Annotated in this window: 19 protein-coding genes; 7 read left to right on the top strand and 12 right to left on the bottom strand. The window is 71.1% G+C overall.

Annotation, left to right across the window (positions count from 1 at the left end):
- Window positions 1–9: 9 nt before the first annotated feature.
- From ehuB to ectA, 5 genes are all read right to left on the bottom strand, one after another.
- Window positions 10–861: an ectoine/hydroxyectoine ABC transporter substrate-binding protein EhuB gene (gene ehuB / locus HDA32_RS01880; RefSeq protein ID WP_179641525.1), complete on the bottom strand. Its 852-nt coding sequence runs from the start codon at window positions 859–861 to the stop codon at window positions 10–12.
- 432 nt (window positions 862–1,293) lie between these two features.
- A complete protein-coding gene (gene thpD / locus HDA32_RS01875) occupies window positions 1,294–2,202 on the bottom strand; it encodes an ectoine hydroxylase (protein WP_281370358.1) in 909 nt (302 codons plus the stop codon).
- Window positions 2,203–2,368: 166 nt separating this feature from the next.
- Window positions 2,369–2,785 carry an ectoine synthase gene (locus tag HDA32_RS01870; protein WP_179641524.1) on the bottom strand — a complete coding sequence of 139 codons (417 nt, stop codon included), beginning with the start codon at window positions 2,783–2,785 and terminating at the stop codon, window positions 2,369–2,371.
- Window positions 2,786–3,096: 311 nt separating this feature from the next.
- Window positions 3,097–4,362, bottom strand: a complete 1,266-nt coding sequence (gene ectB / locus HDA32_RS01865; RefSeq protein ID WP_179641523.1) for a diaminobutyrate--2-oxoglutarate transaminase — start codon at window positions 4,360–4,362, stop codon at window positions 3,097–3,099.
- Window positions 4,363–4,495: 133 nt separating this feature from the next.
- Window positions 4,496–4,981, bottom strand: coding sequence for a diaminobutyrate acetyltransferase (ectA, locus tag HDA32_RS01860; protein WP_179641522.1), 486 nt, complete (start codon window positions 4,979–4,981; stop codon window positions 4,496–4,498).
- Window positions 4,982–5,801: 820 nt separating this feature from the next.
- Between ectA and HDA32_RS01855 the strand changes: the two genes are divergently transcribed.
- The 3 genes from HDA32_RS01855 (at window position 5,802) to HDA32_RS01845 (ending at window position 7,409) form a co-directional block, all read left to right on the top strand.
- Complete coding sequence (locus HDA32_RS01855) at window positions 5,802–6,065, top strand: WhiB family transcriptional regulator (protein ID WP_179641521.1); 264 nt, start codon at window positions 5,802–5,804, stop codon at window positions 6,063–6,065.
- Window positions 6,066–6,196: 131 nt separating this feature from the next.
- Window positions 6,197–6,766, top strand: a complete 570-nt coding sequence (locus tag HDA32_RS01850; protein ID WP_179641520.1) for a hypothetical protein — start codon at window positions 6,197–6,199, stop codon at window positions 6,764–6,766.
- Window positions 6,767–6,800: 34 nt separating this feature from the next.
- Window positions 6,801–7,409, top strand: a complete 609-nt coding sequence (locus tag HDA32_RS01845) for a copper resistance CopC family protein (protein WP_179641519.1) — start codon at window positions 6,801–6,803, stop codon at window positions 7,407–7,409.
- Between the two features lie 76 nt (window positions 7,410–7,485).
- On the opposite strand, the gene HDA32_RS01840 is transcribed toward HDA32_RS01845, so the two are convergent.
- Window positions 7,486–8,247: a PP2C family protein-serine/threonine phosphatase gene (locus tag HDA32_RS01840; protein ID WP_179641518.1), complete on the bottom strand. Its 762-nt coding sequence runs from the start codon at window positions 8,245–8,247 to the stop codon at window positions 7,486–7,488.
- Between the two features lie 482 nt (window positions 8,248–8,729).
- Complete coding sequence (locus HDA32_RS01835; protein WP_179641517.1) at window positions 8,730–9,614, bottom strand: SDR family oxidoreductase; 885 nt, start codon at window positions 9,612–9,614, stop codon at window positions 8,730–8,732.
- Window positions 9,615–10,052: 438 nt separating this feature from the next.
- Between HDA32_RS01835 and HDA32_RS01830 the strand changes: the two genes are divergently transcribed.
- Together HDA32_RS01830 and HDA32_RS01825 are read left to right on the top strand one after the other, a co-directional pair.
- Window positions 10,053–11,300, top strand: a complete 1,248-nt coding sequence (locus HDA32_RS01830) for a glycosyltransferase (RefSeq protein ID WP_179641516.1) — start codon at window positions 10,053–10,055, stop codon at window positions 11,298–11,300.
- Window positions 11,301–11,371: 71 nt separating this feature from the next.
- Window positions 11,372–12,325, top strand: a complete 954-nt coding sequence (locus HDA32_RS01825; RefSeq protein ID WP_179641515.1) for an anti-sigma factor RsbA family regulatory protein — start codon at window positions 11,372–11,374, stop codon at window positions 12,323–12,325.
- Window positions 12,326–12,367: 42 nt separating this feature from the next.
- On the opposite strand, the gene HDA32_RS01820 is transcribed toward HDA32_RS01825, so the two are convergent.
- Window positions 12,368–13,228 (bottom strand): arylamine N-acetyltransferase family protein, encoded by an 861-nt coding sequence (locus HDA32_RS01820; RefSeq protein WP_179641514.1) that lies wholly within the window; start codon window positions 13,226–13,228, stop codon window positions 12,368–12,370.
- A 148-nt stretch (window positions 13,229–13,376) separates the two neighbouring features.
- Between HDA32_RS01820 and HDA32_RS01815 the strand changes: the two genes are divergently transcribed.
- The gene (locus tag HDA32_RS01815; RefSeq protein WP_179641513.1) at window positions 13,377–13,835 is read left to right on the top strand and encodes a MarR family winged helix-turn-helix transcriptional regulator; all 459 of its coding nucleotides are present in this window, start codon (window positions 13,377–13,379) and stop codon (window positions 13,833–13,835) included.
- A 147-nt stretch (window positions 13,836–13,982) separates the two neighbouring features.
- Here HDA32_RS01815 and HDA32_RS01810 read toward each other — a convergent pair whose 3' ends face one another.
- The gene (locus HDA32_RS01810; protein ID WP_179646399.1) at window positions 13,983–14,345 is read right to left on the bottom strand and encodes an STAS domain-containing protein; all 363 of its coding nucleotides are present in this window, start codon (window positions 14,343–14,345) and stop codon (window positions 13,983–13,985) included.
- 213 nt (window positions 14,346–14,558) lie between these two features.
- Window positions 14,559–15,314 carry a GAF and ANTAR domain-containing protein gene (locus HDA32_RS01805; RefSeq protein WP_179641512.1) on the bottom strand — a complete coding sequence of 252 codons (756 nt, stop codon included), beginning with the start codon at window positions 15,312–15,314 and terminating at the stop codon, window positions 14,559–14,561.
- Between the two features lie 135 nt (window positions 15,315–15,449).
- Between HDA32_RS01805 and HDA32_RS01800 the strand changes: the two genes are divergently transcribed.
- Window positions 15,450–16,613 (top strand): GAF domain-containing protein, encoded by a 1,164-nt coding sequence (locus HDA32_RS01800; RefSeq protein ID WP_179646398.1) that lies wholly within the window; start codon window positions 15,450–15,452, stop codon window positions 16,611–16,613.
- Between the two features lie 227 nt (window positions 16,614–16,840).
- On the opposite strand, the gene HDA32_RS01795 is transcribed toward HDA32_RS01800, so the two are convergent.
- Both HDA32_RS01795 and HDA32_RS30420 read right to left on the bottom strand, forming a co-directional pair.
- On the bottom strand, window positions 16,841–17,005 hold the full coding sequence (locus tag HDA32_RS01795; protein ID WP_179641511.1) for a hypothetical protein: 165 nt from the start codon (window positions 17,003–17,005) through the stop codon (window positions 16,841–16,843).
- 73 nt (window positions 17,006–17,078) lie between these two features.
- On the bottom strand, window positions 17,079–18,053 hold the full coding sequence (locus tag HDA32_RS30420) for a hypothetical protein (protein WP_246334187.1): 975 nt from the start codon (window positions 18,051–18,053) through the stop codon (window positions 17,079–17,081).
- Between the last annotated feature and the right edge of the window lie 9 nt (window positions 18,054–18,062).

Here is an 18,062-nt window from a genome sequence, read left to right as displayed (position 1 = left end):
TCGGCTCCGCTATGCGTTGCAGAGCTGCTCGGCCGTGACGTCGCCGGGCATCTCGGCCTCGGTGAAGCCGAACGGCTCCAGGATCTCCAGCAGCCTGCCGCTCTGCTTGAACTCCTCCAGCTTCTCGTTGACCGCCTCGACCAGCTCGGTGTCGGCCTGGCGGAAGGCGAAGCCGCCGCCGCTGATCTCCTCCTCGCCGTCGATCTCGACGAAGAACGACTCGGTGACCTCAAAGGGGCCGCCGCGCTGCTCCTGCAGCCAGCGCAGGGAGATGCCGGTCAGCGCGATCGCCTGCACCCGGCCCGTCTCCAGCAGCTCATAGGCGCTCGCCTGGTCCTGCGCGGCCTGGATCCGGTCGTCGGGCACGCCCTTCTCCGAGGCGTAGCCCTGCTCGATCGCCGCGTTGAGCACGCACAGCGTGATGTCGGAGTTGTCCGCGACGTCCTCGAACCGGGTGATGCCCTCGGGGTTGCCCTCGGGCACCAGGAACGCGGTGCCGGCGAGGTACTCGGGGTTGCTGAACGCGACCTGCTCGCAGCGGTCCGGGGTGATCGCCATGCCCGCGGACACGAAGTCGAACTGGTTGGCGGTCAGACCGGGGATCAGCCCGTCGAACTGGACCTGGACGCCCCTGACCTCGTCGATTCCCAGTTCGGAGAAGATCGCCTTGGCCAGCTCCGGCGACTCGCCGGTCAACTCGCCGCTCTCGTCGGTGAAGCCGTACGGCTGCTCGTTGGCGAATCCCGCGTTGATGTAGCCCTGCTGGCGCAGCCGGTCCAGCGTTCCTCCGCCGCCGTTGCCGCCGCCACCGCCGCCGTCGGTGCGGGTGCAGCCCCCCAGCAGTACCGCAGTCGCACCCATGCCGCTGAGGGCGAAGAAGTCCCGGCGTCGCAAATCGTTACGATTTCTTCTCGTCATCGATATTCTCCTCGGGGAATCAGTACGGCGTCCCCTTCCGGTGGAAGGAGACGCCGTACTCGTGCGGGATGGTGGTGTGCCGCAAGGATCCGCCCCGGCCAGGACGGCCCCCGCACCCCTCGCCGGCTCCGGAGGCCGTTCGGTCCCCATGCGTCACAGGTGCCGACGATCAACCCGTGCCCAGGAAAAACCATCCATAACTAGCCTTGACCTGGTAATTGCCCGAACACGCGGCCAGGTCCGGCCTCGGGAAGGCCTTGCGGCACGCTCAGGACCGCCCACGCACCGCCCTTCCCCAGGTCGGGGATGCGGCAGCCGTTCCGGTCCGAATCTTCGGCCGGGTGCGTCCGCACGGGGCCTCGGTGGGTTCGGCCGCTACTTCACCGGCGTGAAGTCGCGCGACCCCAGGAACCCCGGCCGCGGAGAGGATGCCGCGAACGGCTCCGTGCATGTGTTCTCGACGCTGTTGAACACGATGAAGATGTTCGAACGGGGGAACGGCGTGATGTTGCCGTTGGAACCGTGCATGCAGTTGGAGTCGAACATGATCGCGCCGCCGGCCGGACCGGTCAGCACGTCGATGCCGTGCTTCTCGGCGAGGATCGACAGGCTGTTCTGGTCGGGCGTGCCGATCTCCTGGCTCTTCAGGGACGCCCGGTAGTGGTCCTCCGGCGTCTCCCCGACGCACGAGACGAACGTCCTGTGCGAACCCGGCATGATCATGAGCGCGCCGTTGTGGGGGTAGTTGTCGGTCAGTGCGATGGAGATGCTGACCGCGCGCATCCTCGGCATGCCGTCCTCGGCGTGCCAGGTCTCGAAGTCGGAGTGCCAGTAGAAGTCCGTGCCGGTGAAGCCGGGCTTGTAGTTGACCCGGCTCTGGTGCACGTAGACGTCGGAGCCCAGGATCTGCCGGGCGCGGCCGACGACGCGCGGGTCGCGGACCAGGTCGGCGAAGACCTCGCTGATCGTGTGCACCTCGAAGACGGAGCGGACCTCGTCGGACTTGCGCTCCACGACGACGCGTTCGTCGCGCTTGAGCTCCTCGTCCAGGCTGAGGCGGCGCAGCTCCTCCCGGTACTTCTCCAGCTCCGCGGGCGTGATCAGCTCCTCGTCCTGGAGGTAGCCGTTCTCCTCGAAGCCGTGCAGGGTGCCCTGGTCGATCGGGCCCTCGTCGCCGCCCCAGACGACCGGGTCCTTGCGGTACAGCAGTGCGGGCTCGGTGCTCTTCCGGGTCGGGTAGTCGTCCATGGTCGGCTGCTCGAAGTCGGTCGTTAGCACTGTCATGCCGATACCCCTTCGGGGATTCATCTCCTTCTTGTTGTCGGGTTCCGTTCGGTCAGGTGGCCTGGAAGGTCCGTCCCAGTGGGCTCAGGGCCCTTGGGCCGCAGGAGGGGGCGGCGGCCGGGACGGCGGCGACCGCCCCCTGTGGCTCCCTGCGGCCCGCGGTGGCCTAGCTCGCCGCGGAGGGCGTGTCGGTGGGCTCGTCGGTGATCAGCGGGTACACGCCGTTCTCGTCGTGCACCTCACGACCGGTGACGGGCGGGTTGAAGACGCACAGGACGCGGAAGTCGGTCTTGGGACGGACCGTGTGGTGCTCGTGCCCGTTGAGGAGGTAGAGCGTTCCGGGCGTGATCAGGTGCGTCTCACCGGTCTCGTCATTGGTGACCTCGGCCTCGCCCTCGATGCAGTGCACCAGCTCGATGTGGTTGGCGTACCACATGCTGGTCTCGGTGCCCGCGTAGAGGACCGTCTCGTGGAACGAGAAGCCGACACCCTCCTTGGCCAGTACGACGCGGCGGCTCCGCCAGGTCTCGGTCCTGATGTCGGCATCGGTGTCGTTGATCTCGTCAAGGCTGCGAACGATCACGGTGCTTGCGCCCCCTCTTGCTACTTCAGTGGTGTCGCCCCCAAGGGGGCGTCTGGTGGATCATGACCCTACTGCGCGGCGCCCCAGCACCACTCTCGCCGCGTTCTCTTCAGTCGACAGGGAACCCACCCTGACTCCTTCATCGGCCTTGCGAGAGCGGCCCTGGTCCCTGACCGGCACTTCACAGGGACGCTTCGCGCGGTCGCGAAGCGCACGCGAGTGCGCCGTTCGCCATGGGCGGACCCACTAGGCGCCCCCCCTAAGCGGGGGCCCCGGATCGCTCCGGGACCCCCGTCTCGTGGGCGTCGTTGTCAGGCCGGCTGCGGTACTTTCACCGCGGCGCGGGTGGCCTCGGCCAGGATGTCGAGCCCCCGCTCCAGCTCCTCCTCCGTCGTGGTCAGCGCCGGCAGCAGCTTGGCGACCTCGTCCTCCGGACCGGAGGTCTCCATGAGCAGGCCGCGGTCGAACGCCTCACGGCACACGGCCTTGGCCAGGCCCGGCTGCTCGAAGGCGATGCCGCGGGCCAGGCCGCGGCCGCGCGCGTGCGCGCCGACCTCGGCGTGCTCCTCGGCGATGGCCTTCAGCCTGGCCTCGACGAGTTCGCCCTTGGCCACAGTCTCCTTCTGGAAGCGGTCATCGCGCCAGTACTTGTCGAGGGCGGCGGTCCCGGTCACGAAGGCGGGGTTGGGTCCGCGGAAGGTGCCGTTGTGCTCGCCCGGCTCCCACACGTCGAGCTCGCGCTTGAACAGCGTGAGCGCCATCGGCATGCCGTAGCCGCCGATCGACTTGGACAGCGTGACGATGTCCGGCACGATCCCGGCCTCTTCGAAGCTGAAGAACGGGCCGGTGCGGCCGCAGCCCATCTGGATGTCGTCGACGATGAGCAGGAGGTCGTACTCCTTGCACAGGTCGGCGAGGCCGCGCAGCCACTCGGCGCTGGCGACGTTGATGCCGCCCTCGCCCTGGACCGTCTCGACGATGACCGCCGCCGGCTTGTCCAGGCCGCTGCCGCTGTCCTCCAGCAGGCTGCGCAGCCACAGGAAGTCCGGCGTCTGGCCGTCCATGTAGTTGTCGAACGGCATGGTCGCGGCGTGGTTCAGCGGGACGCCGGCGCCGCCGCGCTTCATCGAGTTGCCCGTGACGGCGAGCGCGCCCAGGGTCATCCCGTGGAAGCCGTTGGTGAAGCTGATGACGGTCTCGCGGCCGGTGTACTTGCGGGCCAGTTTCAGCGCGGCCTCGACCGCGTTGTTGCCCGCGGGGCCGGGGAACTGCACCTTGTAGTCCAGGCCGCGCGGCTCCAGGATCACCTCGCCGAAGATCTGCAGGAAGTCGCGTTTGGCGACGCTGTAGGCGTCGAGGCTGTGGACGACGGAGTCGCCGAGGATGTAGTCGAGGAGTTTGGATTTCAGCTCGGGGTTGTTGTGCCCGTAGTTGAGCGAGCCGGCCCCGGCGAAGAAGTCGAGGTAGGGGCTGCCCGCTTCGTCGTAGATGTAGCTGCCCCGCGCCTCGTTGAAGACGACCGGCCAGCCACGGCAGTAGCTGCGGACTTCCGATTCGAGGCGTTCGAAGATCTCCATCGTGGTTCCTTGGATCCTTTCCCCGAGTTCGTGGGCTCGTGGCTTTGACGACTGGGATTGGTCAGGATGGTCGGCGTCGGTCGGACTGCCGGCCGTTCGGCGGGATCCACCGGACCGGCCGACGGGCTTTTCGTCAGTGGGGCGCTGTCAGTGGTCCTATGCGGACGAGCTCCTCGGGCTCGTGGCCGTGGCCGTCCTGCGGGAAGTGCTCGCGCTCGAACAGGGGCGTCCAGGTCAGCTCCGCGCCGCGGTCGCGGGCGAAGGACGCGAAGAGCGCGCGGGAGGCGGCGTTGTCCGGCGTCACGGTGGCCTCCAGGTAGGTGAGGCCCCGGGCGGCGATGCGGTCGCCGATGTGGTCGAGCATACGGCGGGCCAGGCGGCGGCCGCGGAATCCGGGATCGACGGCCACCTGCCAGAGGAAGTAGGTGTCGGGATGGTCCGGACGTACATAACCGGTGACGAACCCGCGCAATTCCCCCTCGGCGTCGCGAGCTGCGACACAGGTGGTTGCGAAGTCGTGGCACCACAGTACGTAGGCGTAGGGCGAGTTGATGTCGAGGCCGGAATCGTGCGCAAGGCGCCACAGGTGACGTCCATCGTCGAGCGAGGGCGGCGCCATCTCTACACCGTCGGGGTCCGTGCGCGCTGCGGCTACGGAACGGTCATGGAGTTTGGCGGGATCGTCTCGGTCAGCGGCGTGGAGTCGTTCATGAGGCACGTCGCAGGAACATAGCGAACGTTCCTGAGCAGCATTTCCCTTGATTTCACGGCAAATGTTTCGGCGATGTCTCACCGGGTAGGGCCCGTTTATTTAGTGCCCGCCGCAGCGTGGCTCCGCCGGTGACCGCCGTGCGAGCGGACGGTGGTCGAGCGCCGTGCTCGCCAGGTTCACCAGGAGATTCGGGGCTCTCAGCCGAACGGGGTTCGGGTACCTCTCCGCGACCGTCCCGACAGGACTATGCCGCTGTCACAGGCAAACATAGGGCCTACCTGACCAAACTTTAAGGGTGTCTTAAATCACATAAATCTGACCCATCCGAGCACCGGACCACCGGGAGCGGAGGGTGCGCGTTCCGTCATGGGCAACGGGCTCCGACCCGCTGGGAGCAGGCCCGAAGGCGGCCGCACCGGCGGCGGGGGCGATCGGATCGGACGTCCCGTGACGCGTGTCCGGTCCTGCGCCCTGCGTGTCGAGTGGTGCGAACACGCAGATCAGCGCTTGAAAGTTCGGGGATTTTTTAGCAGACTTTGCGTAGTACGACCCTGCGTAGTACTACAATCGGTCGAGACGCGTTGAAGCTTCTGTGCGCACCCTGGGCAGTCTTCGCGCGAGGTCAACGTCCGCACGCGAGGACCCCGGAGGTCCGACCGCGAAGAGCACACCGGCCACTCGCGGACGCGGCGGCAAGGATCACGAGCCGGGGGATCGGAGGAGCCTGGTGAACCGCCTTTACCACGAAAGCGAAGACTGGGTCGAGCAGGGGGCCTGCCGCCAATACGACCCGGAGATGTTCTTCCCGGTGAGCACGACCGGGCCTGGGCGACACGACGCGGAACTCGCCAAGGCCATCTGCCGCAGCTGTACTGTTCGCCAAGAGTGCCTGCGGTGGGCGCTGCGCGCCGGGGAGGCGCATGGAGTGTGGGGCGGGACCACGCCCGAGGAACGCCGCTACATGCGTCGCGAGCTGGCACCGGCGAGCTGACGACCGGCCACGCTCGGCCGCCGGGGTCACCCGACCCCGGCGGCCGCTTCGCGTTCGGGCGGCCATGGGGTCTCCGTTCGCTGTCGCCGGACCGGATACGCTCCGCCTGCCCCTGCGTTAGGTTCTCAATCGTGCACTTCCCCGGTCGCGGCCCGCTGTGGCTGATCCGTACGGCCGTGCTGGCCGTCGCGTGCGCCGGGCCGGCCTGGGCCGGGCACGCCGCGTGGGCGGGCAGTGAACCCTCGCCCGGTTCCTTCCTGCTCGCCGCGGTTCTCATGGCCTTCGCGCTGTCGGGGTTCACCCGCGCGCAGCGAGGGTTCGGCGAGATCTTCGCCGTGCTCTCCTCCGCGCAGGTGGGACTGCACCTGCTGTTCGAGTACTCCGCCCCGGCGCACCCGGCGCCGCCGCTCGCCCACCTCGGCCACTGCGTGGCGGGCTACTCCCCCGGCATGCTGCTCGGCCACCTGTGGGCGGCGCTGCTGGCCTCGGCGCTGCTCAGCCACGGCGAGAGCGTCCTGTGGTCGCTGCTGGGGCTGCTCGGCCACGCGCTGCCCCGACCGGTCCGACCGCCCGTCCTCGCCGTCGCCGGACCCGTCCGGCGCCGGACCGCGCCGCCGCCGCCGACCCGGTCCGACCGCGGCGGGATGCGGTCGCACCCCACTCGGGGCCCTCCGTTCGTCCGTCCGCTCGCACCGACCTGACCAGACGAACGATCTCACCCCGAAGGGTTCTCCCATGATCGGCACCACCTCCGCGGCCCGGCGCCGGGCCGCGCTGCTGTCCTTCTTGGCCGCGTTCACGCTGCCCGCGATCTACCTGGCCCCCGCCGCACAGGCGCACGACGTCCTCACCGGCTCCTCGCCCGAGGACGGCGAGACACTCGACAGCGTCCCCGAAGAGGTCACCCTCACCTTCAGCAACGAGATCGGCGACGGCGGCAACGGCATCGTCGTCACCGGCCCCGGCGGCGAGGACCACGTCGACGGCGACGTGGTGATCGACGGCGACACGGCCTCCGCCGACCTGCTCCCGCTGGAGGAGGCCGGCGAGTACACCGTCGGCTACCGGATCATCTCCGCCGACGGCCATCCGGTGGAGGAGGAACTGACCTTCACCCTGCCCGAGGACGTCGCGGCCGAGGCCGCCCCGGTCGAGAGCGAATCGCCGACGGCGGAGCAGAGCCCGACCGAGAACGAGTCCCCCGCCGCCGGGGAGGAGGAGGCCCCCGCCGACCCGATGGCCTCGATGGGCCCGATCATCGGCGTGATCGCCGCCATCGCGGTCGCCGCGCTGGTCGTCATCCTCATCGTCCGCATGCGCTCCCAGCGGGGCGGCCAGGGCTAGACCGACGCGCCACCGAAGACGACGGCGGCCCCCGGAGCACCGGCTCCGGGGGCCGCCGTCGAGGTTCCCGCGCGGTTCAACCGCGGCGAACGAGCAGGATGCTGATGTTGTCGCGGCCGGAGCCGTCCATCGCGGCCTGCCAGAGGTTGTGGACGGCGGTCTCGTCGCTGTCGGCCTCGGCGATGATCCGCTCCATGTCCTCCACCGCCACGAGGTCGGAGAGCCCGTCGCTGCACATGAGCCAGGCTCCGGGACCGGGCTCGGGGTCCTGGCCGACGTGCGGCACCATCGCGGTGCTGCCGCTGCCGCCCAGGGACTGGGTGATGAAGTTGGTGGTGACCGGCTTGCCGTCCTCGGAAGGGGGCAGCGCGGGGGAGTCGTCCTCGGAGAGCTGGACCAGGCGGGTGTCCTGCAGGCGGTAGGTCCGCGAGTCGCCGACGTTGAACCAGTAGTTGCCCTCGGCCATCAGCAGCATGCCCGCGACGGTGGTGCCCATCCCGGAGAACTCGGCGTGCTGGCCGGCGTGCTCCTTGATCTCCTCGTCGATGTGCTTGAGCAGAAGGTCGACCGCGTCGGGACCGTTCAGCTGAGGGCCGCTTTCGGCCATCCGGTGCACGGCGTGCTCGGAGGCGATCTCGCCGGCGGCATGCCCTCCCAGCCCGTCGGCGACGGCCAGGACGACGGGATCGGCCAGAGGGAGCAGGCAGCGCGCCGGCGCGTTCATGTCGGCGCCCGCGACCGTGAGCGCGCCCACGACCACGGCATCCTCATTGGCCTGGCGAACAGCGCCCCGGTGCGTGAGGGCCGTTACCGTGACTGCCCCACCATCGACACCCATGCGCCCTACCTCCTGTTTCATCGGCAATTTCTGCCGCACAGTCCCAAGCGGCGCCCCATCCGGACGGCGGGCGAGACGCGTTGATCATGTAACCGTATCGGGGGACGGCCGACCATGGTCAAAACCTGCGTACATCATGACGGAAATCGCCACGATGCGCAGTTCCCGCACCGCCTCCGCACCGCCGTTCCCTACAGTCTCATCCCCCCGCCGCCACCGCCCAGCGCGCGCCCGAACACGTTCCCCGCCGATCCTGCGGTTCCAACCACTAAAAGCAGCGTAAGCCGGTCCCGCGGTCACCGGCTGATGGCGCGCCCCGTCCTCGGCCTCAAGGGGCTTGAAGCTCAGCCGAAGGAGGGATCCGCGGTGACCGGGCGTTCCTCTCGCGTGGCCGAAGGTCCCCTACAGGGATCGCCCACCCGCACGCCATCCCTCCTGGGGCCGGCCTTCACGACCCCCTGGGGTCGAGGTTGAAATCCAAGCTAGAGCCGGGCGCGCAGGGCCTCGGGGACGGGGAGGACCTCGCCTGTTCCGGCGCCCGCCAGGCGCACGTAGGCCGCCGCGACCTCGTGGGGGTCGTCCCGGTCGTCGGACACCGCGCAGTTGACCCGGATCCCGCGGTTCTCCAGCTCCTCGGCGAGGGAGCGGGTCAGCCTCATCACACCGGCCGTGCCCGCCGCGTGGTCCATCGCCTCCGGCGATCCCGGGCGCCCGGTTCCGGCCGCCGTCAGGATCACCGCCGAGTCCGCCGGCATGAAGACCCTGGCCGCCTGGACCAGCCACAGCGCGCTGTAGACGGTGGCGCGGAAGGTGTGGTCGAGCCGAGCGGTGGTGATGTCCATCAGCCCGTCGCCCACGGGCTCGTCGTCGCCGCACATCACCAGGAGGTCGACGCCCCCGAACTCCAGTGCCGTGTGCGCCACCGCGCCCCGGCATCCGCTCTCGTCGGCCAGGTCGCAGTGGATCGGCAGCGCGCGGGCGCCCAGGCCGGTGACGAGCCGCGCCGCCGCGAGCACGGGACCGTCCGGGTGGGCGCCGGAGGGCGCCCCACCGGGCCTGCCCGGGCCCTGCGCGGGAACGACCGCCCGCCCGCCGGTGTCGAGGTGGGAGGTCAGCGGCCACGCCCCGGGGGCCGGGGCCGTCCGGTCCGCGGAGCCGGCGACGGCCACCGCCGCGCCCTCCTTGGCCAGCGCTGCGGCCACGGTCGTCCCCTGCCGGGAGGAGTCGCCGAACCCGCCCACGACGAGGGCCCGCCTCCCCCGCAGCAGTCCCCTGCCGACGTGGCCCGGAATGGGATCCGGGGGCACGCCCCCCGGCCCGCCGACCGCTTCCGCGATCGGCGTTCGCCGAGGTGGAAGCCTGCTCATCGCTGCTCTCCCGTCCATGCGGTGGTGGCCCTGCCGTCGCTGGCCAGACGTGCCCGAGAGGATCACAGACAAACCAGTAGCCACCTCCTCCACCTGACCTTTTCCATGTCTTTCCAGGTCAGGGCAGCGTTGTTTTCCGTTATCGGGTCTGGCAGAATACGTGCTGTTGGGTGTCTAAGACGCAGACACACCTTCGCCTTCGCGCGCTCGCGCCTGGCCCTTGACGGTCCAGAGCATTCCAGCGAGCGCTTTCGGTGTTTCCCGAACGGCCAAAGGTGTGGTTCTGATGCGTCTCTCCCTCTCTACTTCTCCCTCACGAGTTCTCGCCCGCCCGGGCTCTCTCCGGCATGCCGCCCTCCCGCCCCGTCGTGGGGCCCTTCGCCATGGGTGCGCGCCAACGGACTCGCCGGGTCTTCCGTCCAACAAGAGGAGCCGCACGTGAAGATTGCCCTGGTTTCCGAGCACGCCAATCCGCTCCCCGCGCACAAGGGTGAGCCCACCTGCGGAGACAGCGTCCACATCGCCACCCTCGCCCGGCACCTCGCCAAGCTCGGTCACCGCGTCACCGTCTACTCCCGCCGCAGCGACCCGGAGTCGCCCGAGCGTTCGCGCATGGGGCGCGGCGTCACCGTCGCCCACCTGAGCGCCGGCCCGGACCGCCCGCTGGCGGAGAGCGAGACCGCGGAGCACACCGGCGCCTTCGCGACCGGGCTCGCGACCGCTCTTGAGGAGGACGGGCCCGACGTCGTCCACGCCTTCGGCTGGACCAGCGGCCTGGCCTCGCTGTCGGCGGTCCGCAAGGCCCCGGGGCTGGACGACGGACTGCCCGTGGTGCAGACCTTCCACTCGCTCAACGTGGCCGAGCAGCGCGCGGGCCTGCCGGAGCAGGCCGACCGCGTGCGGATGGAGGCCGCGATCGCCGGCCGCGCCACCGCCGTCGTGGTGAACTCCGCCGACCAGCGGTTCGAGCTGGCGCGGATGGGCCTGCCGCGCTCCCGCGTCAGCGTGGTGCCCTACGGCGTGGACACCGACCACTTCAGCGTGGAGGGCGGCGTGACCGCCGGTCCGTGGCAGGGCCGCCGCGATGAGCGCCCCCGGATCGTCTCCGTCACCGGACTGGGCGCCGGCGGCGGGGCCCACGTGCTGATCGACACGATGGCGCGGGTGCCGGAGGCCGAGCTGGTGATCGCGGGCGGCCCCGCCGCCGACGAGCTCGCGATCGACGCCGACGCCCGGCGCCTGCAGCAGCGGGCCAAGGAGGCCGGCGTCGACGACCGCGTGACCCTGCTGGGCGCGGTCGACCGCAAGGAGCTGCCGCGCCTGCTGCGTTCGGCCGACGTCTACATCTCGGCCGCGGCCTACGACCCCTACGGCGGTGCCGTGCTGGAGGCCATGGCGTGCGGGCTGCCGGTGGTGGCCAAGGCCGTGGGCGGCATCACCGGCGCCGTGCTGGACGGCACGACCGGCATGCTGCTGCGTTCGGCCCGCCCCGAAGGCCTGGGCCGCGCGCTGCGCCACCTGGCCTCCGACGCCACCTCGCGCACCGCCTTCAGCATCGCCGGCGCCGACCGCGCGGAGTCCCGGTTCACCTGGCAGCGCGTCGCCACCGAGACCGTTCAGGTCTACACCCGCGCACTTCCGCAGGAGGGTGACCTCCCCCTCGCCGTGGGTGATGATGCACACTAGTCCGCGTACAACGGCATACCGCTACATAAGGAGTCATTCCTGGCCGTGAGGACGGACGCCGGGGTGATGTCATGACGTCATACGCAGAGCCCGAGAGCACCGGGGTCGAGTGCTTCGAGCACCACGGGGTGCTCTTCCACTCTGCCGCCGAGCTGCGCGACTCCGTCGTGCCGCGGCTGCGGGAGGGCGTTGCCGCGGGCGACCACGTCGTGGTGGCGCTGCATCCGCGGCACGAGGCCGCGGTCCGGGGCGCCCTCGCCCCGCGGGAGCGCGACGCGGTGGACTTCACCGCGCACGCGCTCTGGTACGAGGCGCCCGGACGCACCCTCGCCGCGCTGCACCGCCTCACCCTGCTGCACGGCGACCGCCGGATCACGGTCATCGGCCAGCCGGTGCTGCCGGTGGAGAACTCCTTGGAGCTGCGCGAGTGGCACCGGCTGGACTCGGTGTTGGACGCCGCGCTGGCCGAGATGCGGATGCGGCTGCTGTGCGTGCACGACGCCCACGCGCTCCCGTCGTCGGTCCAGGAGGCGGTGTGGCACACCCACCGGGCGGTGATCGCCGGAGGGGCCTTCCGGCGCAGCCACGGCTACCGCGACCCGGTCGCCTACAGCGCGGGGGACGCCGCCGAGCCGCTGCCCCCGCCCAGCGGCCACGTGCGGACGATGGAGATCGTCGCGGACCTGCCCGCTCTGCGCGAGGAGGCCGTCGGCCTGGCCGCGGCGACCGGCCTGCCGAAGGAGCGCCTCAGCGACCTCGTGGTCGCCGTGAACGAGATGGCGGCCAATGTCCTGGAGCACGGGGCCGGCAAGGGCACCGTCTCGTTGTGGCGGCTGGCCGACCGGGTCGTCTGTGACGTCTTCGACGAGGGCGGCGACCTCGCCGATCCGCTCAGCGGCTACTATCCGACCACCGCCCTGAGCGTGCGCGGCTACGGACTGTGGATCACCCGCCAGGTCTGCGACTTCATGGAGGTCCGCGGCAGCAGCGAGGGGTCGCTGGTCCGGTTGCACTTCAAGGTGTGAGGCCGCGGGCGCCGGTCCGGCCGCGTCCCGTGGCCGGAGGGGTCACCTCCGTGCCCGCCGCACCAGCGCGGCCTCGTCGTCGGCATCGAGGGAGATCCCGAATACGTCGCGCAGCGTCTCCGGAAGCGCCTCCGCCGCGAGGTTCCGCGACTCGCTGCGGCCGTCCGGGTGCGCCGTCGTCAACTCGGTCCCCGTGAGCGTGTGCCGCGCGTCGGCCCCGGTCCGCTGCACCGCGATCCGGCCGACGAACGGGGAGCGCGGGTGGGTGGAGGTGTAGTGGTTGACGACCGCGTAGTCCACGGAGTACCACGGGGCGAGCGTGAACGCGTGCAGGTCGAACCAGCCGTCGGCGTGCAGTGAGCGCAGCACCCATTCCTCCGCTGCGGTGCGGTCCAGGCGGAACCGCCAGTCGCCCTGGCGGGCCTCGCCGCCGTCACTGAGCGCGATCGGCTCCAGCAGCCCCTCGCCCCCGAACCCGACGTCGGCCAGCCACGCGCCGTCCCTGGCCTCGGCCATCAGCAGCGCGTGCGTGGTCGGCCGGAGCCGGTCGGAGCCCATGCGGATCCGGGCGGCCAGCCCCGTGACGCTGTAGCCCAGCCGTTCGAGCACCGCGGCGAGCAGCAGGTTCTGTTCGTAGCAGTAGCCGCCGCGCGGTCGGCGCACCAGCTTGTCCTGGATGCTCTCCAGGTCGACCGCGACGGGGCGGCCCAGCGCGATGTCCAGGTTCTCGAACGGGATCGCGGCGACGTGGGCGCGGTGCAGGGCACGCAGCGTCTCCGGGGTCGGCGCGAGGGAGCCCGCATGGCCGATGCGGGCCAGGTAGGCGTCCAGGTCCAGCAGTGCCCCGTTCCAGCAGCGGGCGGGGTCGACCGCATCGCGTTCCGATATGGCGTTCGTCGTCATGTCCGTCTCCTCGGTACCGGCCGAACGGATATCGTTAGCCGGGCAATGGTGTGTGCGGAAGAACGTTAGTCGGCTAATGATTGACCGTCAAGCGCCCGGTGGGCCGTGTGCGGTGCGCCGGACCGCGAGCGTGCGGGGAGGGAGCGGGATGCTGGAGTGGATCCAGCCGTGGGAGGGCGAGTTCCTGCCCGCGTTCTGGGAGGCCAAGCGGGCGATGACGCAGGCGGCCGAGGAGACGTTCAGGCGGCACGGCGTGCGCGAGGGGCAGCAGTTCGTCCTCATGTGCCTGTGGCGGGAGGACGGCCTGACGCCCGGTGAGATCGCCCGGCGCCTCGGCCTGGCGACCCCCACCGTGACCCGAACGGCCACCCGCATGGCATCGGCCGGCCTGGTCGAGCGCAGGCCGCACCCCACCGACGCCCGGCTCGTCCGCGTCCACCTGACCGAACGCGGCGAGGGCCTGCGCGACACCCTCAACGACGAGATGCGGCGCCTCGCCGACCGCGCGCTGCACGGCCTCGGCGAGCAGGAGCGCCGGGAGTTCACCGGCATGCTGCGGCGGCTGCGCGAGAACCTGGCGGTCGCCCCCGCCCGCCCCGCGAAGTGAACCCGGCCAGGCGCCCTCCCCCGGCACAGGAGTATTCACCGGATCGACGACTCAGAACACCAGGCCAACACCGGCTTCATCGCACGCTGAAGGTCGTCGTCGATGGTGATCACCTGATCGATTCCGGCGCCCGCGTTCACCGGAGACTCAGGCCAACACCAGCTTCATCGCACGCTGAAGGTCGTCATCGATGGTGATCACCTGATCGATTCCGGCGATCGTAAAGAGGCGGTGCACCGTGCGCTGGGGGGATGCGACCGCCAGGCCGATGCCGCGATCGCGGGCCTGGCGGTAGGCGGCGACGAGGACACCGATGCACCTGGAGTCGCAGAAGTCCACGCCGGAGAAGTCGATCACCACGCCGCGGCAGGGATCGCTCGCGCCGAGGATCGCCTCCAGCGTCTCCGCCAGCTCGGGGGAGGTGATGGCGTCGAGTTCACCCGTGGGCGTCACCACGGTGACGTCCCCCTCGACGCGGGTCTGCGTGTTGGACTTCGCGTTCGTGCTCATCAACCTCTGCGCCGCTGACGCGAAAGGACCTTCGGCGTCCGGCATCGTCGACTCCGCTCGCTGTGTCGCGCTCACCCCGCCCCGAACCCCGCGCTCGGGCCGACCGTGCAGCCTACTCAGCCACCTTAGCGCCATTCCAAGTGCCTAAACAGATTCCACCGGGCACCGTCACCACACCGATACGGTACGTGTTCACCGCCGTCGCGGCAGGTTTCACCCGGCGCCCTGGGCGTTGCTCTCGGCGTGCTCCTCCACCAGGCGGCGGGCCACCTCCGCCACCTTCATCCGGTTGCGCTGGGCGACCTTGCGCAGTTCCTCGAACGCCTCCTTGGCGTCGCAGCCGCGCGCGTGCATCAGGATGCCCTTCGCCTGGTCGATGACGGCCCGCGCCGACATCGCCCTGCGCATGTGCGCCGCCTCGCGCGCGACATCGGTGTAGCGGTCCGCGCTCTGCAGCGCCATCGCGGCGTGCTCGGCCAGCATCGCCACCAGCGGCGTCACAACGGCCTCGTCGAAGGCGTCCGCGCGCCCGGAGTGGATGCCGAACGTCACCACCTCGCCGCCCTCCAGCGCGCACGGGAACGTCACCGACGACCGGTCGCCGCACTGCACCGCCATGCTGGTGTACCTCGGCCAGCGGTCCTCCCGCAGCACGTCGCCGACCGTCACGGCGCGCATCCCGCGCACCGCCTCGGCGGTCGGGCCCTCGTCGGTCATGTACTGGTGCTCGAACGCCGTGGCGAGGTCGGAGTGCGAAGCCCCGTAGTCGACGACGACGTGCCGCCCCGCGACCTCCCCGCACCCCTCCTCATCGGGCCGCACGTCGCGCCAGATCACGACGAGCGCGGCCGAGCAGCCCGGCACCCCGCGCGCCGCCGCCGTGCTCATCCGGTCCAAGGCGCGCTCCGGCGTGCTCCCGGCGTCCTGGCCGAGCGCGCCGATGTCCCGCGCGAGACGCTCAATCCACATCGACGCGTTCCCCCTGTCGTGCGGCCCGGACACCGCGTCCGAACCGTTCATCCGAACTCCACGGTAACCACCGTTCAGGTCGGGACGGGCATGCGTTAGCGTCATGACCAGGACACGATGTCAGGAGCCATGAGCTTGTCGGAGAACCTCGCCGACCTCGAACGTGAGATCACCGAACTGGGCGACCGGATCGCGGCGTTGCGCAGCACGCACGCGACGTACCCCGACGACGCCGCCGGCACGGCCGAGGCCGCGCTCGCCGAACTCGGCTTCGCCGAGCAGCTGCTGCGCGACTGCGGGGAGCGGCTCGTCTCAGAGGCCGAGGCGAGCGCGCCCCGCCGACCGGCCAACGACGACGAACGCGTGGTGCTGCGCTCGGTGTTCAACGAGCTGAGCGTCCCCGTCGTGCTGCTGGACCACGAGGGCTACATCCGCCGCATCAACAACATCGGGGCGGAGCGGCTGGGCAGCACGGGCGGTTACCTCACCGGCAAGCCGTTCTCGATCTTCGTGGACCTGCGCCGCCGCGCGGCGATGCGGTCCTGGCTGGCGGCCGTGCTGCGCGGCGGCGAACCGGCGTCCTTCGACTCGCGGCTGGCCCGGCGCGGTTGGGCCGAGGACGTCCACCTCACGCTGTCCCGGCTGAACGTCGCGACCGAGGCCAACCCGCTCGTGCTGGTCGTCATGTCGCCGTCGCTGAGCAGCAGCGACGACGAGGGCCCGGCCCCGCTGGAGTCCGAGGTCGAGGACCAGGTGGTGGTGCTGGCCGCGCGCCGGCTCGACGTGCTGACCCGCATGACCCGGCTGCTGCTGAGCAGCGCCGGCCCCGGCGGCGCCGGCGAGCCACTGGCCCTGGACGACGCCGCCGCGCTGCTCGCCGACTCCTACGCCGACTGGGTGCTCGTGGACGTCTGCGACCTGCCCACCGACGCCACCCGGGCCCGCCGCGCGGTCGTCGCCGGCCCCCGCGGCGAGGGGCGGCGCAAGCTCGTGGAGGCCCTGGACCCGCTGGACTCGGAGATCCCCCGCGACGTGCTCACCAGCGGCCAGTCGATGCTGTGCCAGCTCATCGAGGACGAGGGGATGCTCGGCCTCGACCCCGACGGCGTCCCGGTGCTCAGCGCGCTGGGGGCGGGGTCGCTGCTGAGCGTGCCGCTGCGCGGCAGCCGGGGCGTGCGCGGGGCGCTGACCCTGATCCGGCGCAGCAACCGCGGCTCGTTCCGACTCGCCGATCTCGGCCTGATCGAGGAGATCGGCGAACACATCGGCCTGGCCCTGCCCCCGAGACCGACGGCCTAGATGTACTGACCGTGGAGGTCGGAGGGCTGTGGCCGCGGTTCTTTCACGCACCGCCGCATGGCCTGGGAAGGCTGCCGTCAGCGCGTCAGCGCGTCGGCGCCGGCGACACAGCGGATCCGGGTCCCGCAAGCTCGCCCCGCCCCGCGAACGCGGCGGTCAGAGCCCGATGAACGCCCCACCTCCGCGGAACACGCACCGAACCGACGACCCGGCACGTTGACGCGGGCTCACAGGCAGGACCAGCCGGAGGTCGTGACTCGGCCGGCGCCGTCGCAGCCGCGGCACTCCCTGGGCACCATCATCTCGCCGGTCGTATCGCTGCCGGCGTAGGCGAAGACGGCCACCCGGTAGCCGGTGCCGTGGCAGTCGGGGCACACGATCACGAGATCCATACCCGTCACCCTATGCGTCCGGTCAACGTCCGGGCCGCCAGCGCCGGAGGGCGGGCGGCCCGGATGGATCCGGTTACGCCTCGCCCGACTCGTCGGCGCGGTCCTCGGCGCTCTTGCGCCTGCGGGAGAGGTACATCGCGGCACCGCCGCCGCCCAGGGCCACCGCGCCCGCGGCCACCAGACCGCCCAGCGCGGCACCGGTCACCGGCAGACCGCCGTCGGCCTGGTCGCCGTCGTCCCCGGTCGGGGACGGCTCCGGGGTCGGCTTGTCCTCACCGTCGTCGCCACCGCCGGCACCGTCGGTCGGCTCCGGGGTCGGCTCCTCGTCCTCACCCGTCGGCTCCGGCGTCGGCGTCGGCTCCGGCTCATCCGACGGCGTCGGCTCCGGCTCCCCACTCGGGGTCGGCTCGGGGTCCTGGGGCTCACCGGTGACGGTGATGGTCGCGAGCTCGTCCACCTCGCCGACCGGGCGGCAGGTGTTGGCGGTGCTGCCCGACTCCTGGACGATGTCGGCCGTGAACTCGCCGGGGACGAAGGTGATCTCGCCGGGCGCGGCCGGGGTCAGGCCGCCCGCCTCCAGCGGGATCTCGAACGGCGCGCTGCCCGCGATGGCGATGTCCTCGGGGTTGGCGCCGGAGAGGACCAGCCGCTCCTGTGGCGCGGCGTCGCCGCCCAGTTCGAGCGTGCCCTGAGCGGTCGCGTCACCGGCCTTGATGCCCTCGCGGGTGAACAGCAGGAGCTCGCCCGCCCATTCGAGCTTGACGTGCACCTCCTCGCCGACCTCGGCCTCTTCGGGGACCGTGAGCCGGAAGGCCCAGGTCGAGTTCCACTCCTCGTCGATCTCGGGGGACTCGCACAGGTACTCGAAGGTCCGGACGTCACCGCCCGAGGGGTCCAGGCTCCTGGTGGCCGCCGTCGGCAGGGAGCCGATCCGGGTCTGGGCCCGCTCGGTGTCGGCCGACGCCGCGGGCGCCGCCAGCACGGCGCCGGCGGCGACGAACGCGGTGGTGAGGGATCCCGCCGCCGTGCGGGTGAACATGCGAGGCATGTCTGCTTC

Origin of the sequence: Spinactinospora alkalitolerans (assembly GCF_013408795.1) — a bacterium.
GTDB lineage: Bacteria > Actinomycetota > Actinomycetes > Streptosporangiales > Streptosporangiaceae > Spinactinospora > Spinactinospora alkalitolerans.
The sequence above is the reverse complement of the archived record's forward strand: the minus strand, read 5'-3'. Positions and strand labels throughout refer to the sequence as shown.